Raw genomic sequence first — 3,324 nt, forward strand, 5'->3', positions numbered from 1 at the left:
CATTATTGTCTCCGACGAGCGCAGCGAGAGGAAGACAGTTGAGTAGGTTGGGAGACTTGTGATTTATAATTACTAAAGTTGGTTGATCTTTTGCAGCGTTATAGCAGTTCTATAGTTTCTAATCTCAAGAGCGTAATTATAAATTACAAAAGCGAAAACCTACGGCCGCAGGCAATGGACTAGAACGGTCTAGTATAAGAATAGTAGCGGATTTTCACGCACTAACTTTCCGGTTAAACACTGACCTTTTTTATATTTACTTACTTAATTTTTAGCGATTAAATCGCTATTATTTTTATACATTGTTGTAATGCGTTTTTAATATTTCATCAATTGCCTCTACTACAGAATCCGCATTTTCTTTACTAAAACATAAGGCAGGTTTAGTTTTTATAATGTTGTCGAAAGGACCGTCTGTACTTATCAATATGTGTTTCCTGCGTAATTCATTCTTAATATGACTAGCTAGTTCTGTATTTGGGTCTTTAGAATTATCTTTTACTATTTCGCAACCAATAAATAATCCGCTACCTCTAACATCTCCAATACAAGGATATTTGTGCATTAATGCTCTTAAACGTGAATTGTAATGTTTACCTACTAATTTAGCGTTCTCTTGCAATCCTTCCTCTTCTATAACATCCAATACCGCAGTAGCTATAGCACAAGAAACTGGATTGCCTCCAAATGAGCTAAAAAATTCTACACCCTTTTCAAAAGATGCAGCAATTTCTTCAGTACAAACCACAGCTCCCATAGGATGTCCGTTTGCAATTGGTTTCCCAAGTATTACCATATCGGGTATTACATCAGAAGCTTCAAATCCCCAAAAGTGTTTTCCGAGTCGTCCAAAGCCCGTTTGTACTTCATCACTAATACAAACTCCACCTTGTGCCCTTATAGCTGGATACACTTCATTTAAATATCCTTTGGGTAGTGGTACTTGACCTGCACAACCTACAATAGGTTCACTAATGAACGCAGAAATTGACACAGTACTCTCTTTAATTTGTGCTACTGCATCTAATCCATATAACTGCCCAGCATTAGAATTATCTGTTTGATATTTTCCCTTATAAATGTCTGGTATAGTTGTTTTTATTATGTGTTTTTTTTGACCATTTCCTTTAGGATTATTGAATTTATAATCACTTATGTCAATAGATGTTTGTGTGTTACCGTGATAGCCAAGCTCCATTACCATCATATGTTTTGAACCTGTATGATTATTTGCCATTCTAATAGCTAAATCACTAGCTGCACTTCCAGAGTTGACAAAAAATACCTTATTCAACTTAGAGGGGAAATGGCTCAATAGTTTTTCAGCATATATAGCTAGTTCGTCAAAAAGGTACCTTGTGTTGGTATTCAGTTTAGCCATTTGCTTTTTACCAGCTTCTACTACCTTTGGGTGAGAATGTCCTACGTGCGGAATGTTGTTGTAAGCGTCTAAAAACGTATTTCCATCAGCATCATACATATATTGAAACGCTGAACGAACCATATGAATTGGCTCTTTATAACTTAATGATAATATAGGGCTGATGTGCTGATGTCTTCTTTTTAGGACTTCCTGAATATCAATCTGTTTTAGCTTTGGGAAACCTGCCGCTTCTCTGAATTCATTTTCAGCTTTGATTGGATTTAATGCTAGCCAACGGTAAAGCATTTTCCAAGCGGACTTCTCGCTAACAGATGCATAGGTGTTATCTGGGTCTGTTTTGCGTGCGTGAGCAGAATTACACACGCTAGTGCACAGTCTTGCAGCTATGAGGTAATACAAAATTTTGAGCTCTTTCTCTTCTAAAGGAAGCTCTTGATGGTACGACTTAACAAGTATTATTGCCCATTCGAGTGGATTTTCTTTGTCATAGCAACCGTAAGTAATAGCAATCGCCAATTCGTTAATCAAGAAAGTATGTGCAACATCTCCGAAATCAATGATTCCAGAAATTTTACCATCTTGTACGAGTACGTTCCATTCATTAGCATCATTATGAATGACTTGTTTTCTAAGTTCTGGAATGACAGGTCGTACAATCTCTTCGAACTGATTGAAAAAATAAGTAACTACATTTCTATCTTTTGAATTTGGAATGTCATTGATGTACTTTTTGTTTAAATCAAAGTATTGAATATCCCATTCCCATTTTCTGGCTTGAATGTTATAGTTTTTAAAGTCTTTTAATTTGATGTCTAGCTTAGCCAAAAAAATTCCCAAGGATTCAAATAAGGACGGTGTATGTTTTGCTTTGCCAAGAAACTCTCCCTTTAAAAAAGAAAGCATACGCGAAATTACTTTGCCATCATCCGAGTCTACAACTTTTATAAAAGAGTTATCATTAAAAGGAATAGGCTTTGGAAAATAAGAATCAAATTCTTCTTGTAAGTAGAGAAGCGTATCATTCTCTGCATCAACGGTATCCTTTAGTGATTCTGAAAATTTATAAGTCTTGTAGATAAAATCATTTTCTTCTGTCTTGATTTGATAGTTCTTATTATCATAACCATCAAGTATCTTGTTATTTAGTATTTTGATACTAAATTCTTTTTCTAAAAATGTATTCATATTATTTAAATGTCTCGTCATGGTCAGAAAATGATTTAAATTCCAAAGGGTTACCGCTAAAATCAATTACAAACATTGTTAGTTGTTCACCAACTTTTCCTTTGTATCTCGTTTGAGGTTTAACGACAAAATTAATTTTTTCGGATTCTAATTTCTTTTGAATCCTTTCAAATTTATCTTTATCTAATAAACATCCAAAGTGAGGAATTGGAACGCTAATTCCATCCACTTTTCCGCAGTAATCTAATTCGGGAAAATTGTCACTAATGTGAGCTGAAAGCTGATTGTTAAAAAAATCAAAGTCAATCCAAGCTTCTGTAGATCTACCTTCTTTACAACCCAAAATATCTACGTAGAATTTTCGTGTTGATTCTATATCTTTCACTTTAAATGCATAGTGGAATGATGCCATATTGTGTTCTTTTTATGTTTGTGCTCAAATGCATTACAATGGCAAAGGTATAAGGCGAGTGAGGCGTTTTAGCCGGTACGCGTAGACCTTTTGTATGTTGGTTATTGGTTGTGAAGTTACTGAATTTATGAATGATCACAGCCTCGCTATAAGCCTTTAAAACGTCTCAATCGCCATTATACAACGTTCTTGTTTGTTTCCTAGCGGCTGGCGAGTATTGGGTAAGTACAAGCTGACTATTGCTCAAGAAGTTTTACAGCTTTGCCATTATTGTCTCCGACGAGCGCAGCGAGAGGAAGACAGTTGAGTAGGTTGGGAGACTTGTGATTTATAATTACTAAAG

At 35.2% G+C, this 3,324-nt stretch carries 2 protein-coding genes; both read right to left on the reverse strand.

Annotated elements, in window-relative coordinates:
- Nucleotides 1-295: 295 nt before the first annotated feature.
- Nucleotides 296-2,569 (reverse strand): aminotransferase class III-fold pyridoxal phosphate-dependent enzyme, encoded by a 2,274-nt coding sequence (locus tag IL45_RS02230; RefSeq protein WP_051788620.1) that lies wholly within the window; start codon nucleotides 2,567-2,569, stop codon nucleotides 296-298.
- 1 nt (nucleotide 2,570) lies between these two features.
- Entirely contained in the window at nucleotides 2,571-2,981 is a 411-nt protein-coding gene (locus tag IL45_RS02235; RefSeq protein WP_036579821.1) for a VOC family protein, read from the reverse strand.
- Between the last annotated feature and the right edge of the window lie 343 nt (nucleotides 2,982-3,324).

This window comes from Nonlabens ulvanivorans, from assembly GCF_000732625.1.
In the GTDB taxonomy this organism is placed as follows: domain Bacteria; phylum Bacteroidota; class Bacteroidia; order Flavobacteriales; family Flavobacteriaceae; genus Nonlabens; species Nonlabens ulvanivorans.

Coding starts and splice junctions, on each gene's coding strand:
- IL45_RS02230 (WP_051788620.1), bottom strand. CDS start 2,569: ATGAATACATTTTTAGAAAAAGAATTTAGTATCAAAATACTAAATAAC.
- IL45_RS02235 (WP_036579821.1), bottom strand. CDS start 2,981: ATGGCATCATTCCACTATGCATTTAAAGTGAAAGATATAGAATCAACA.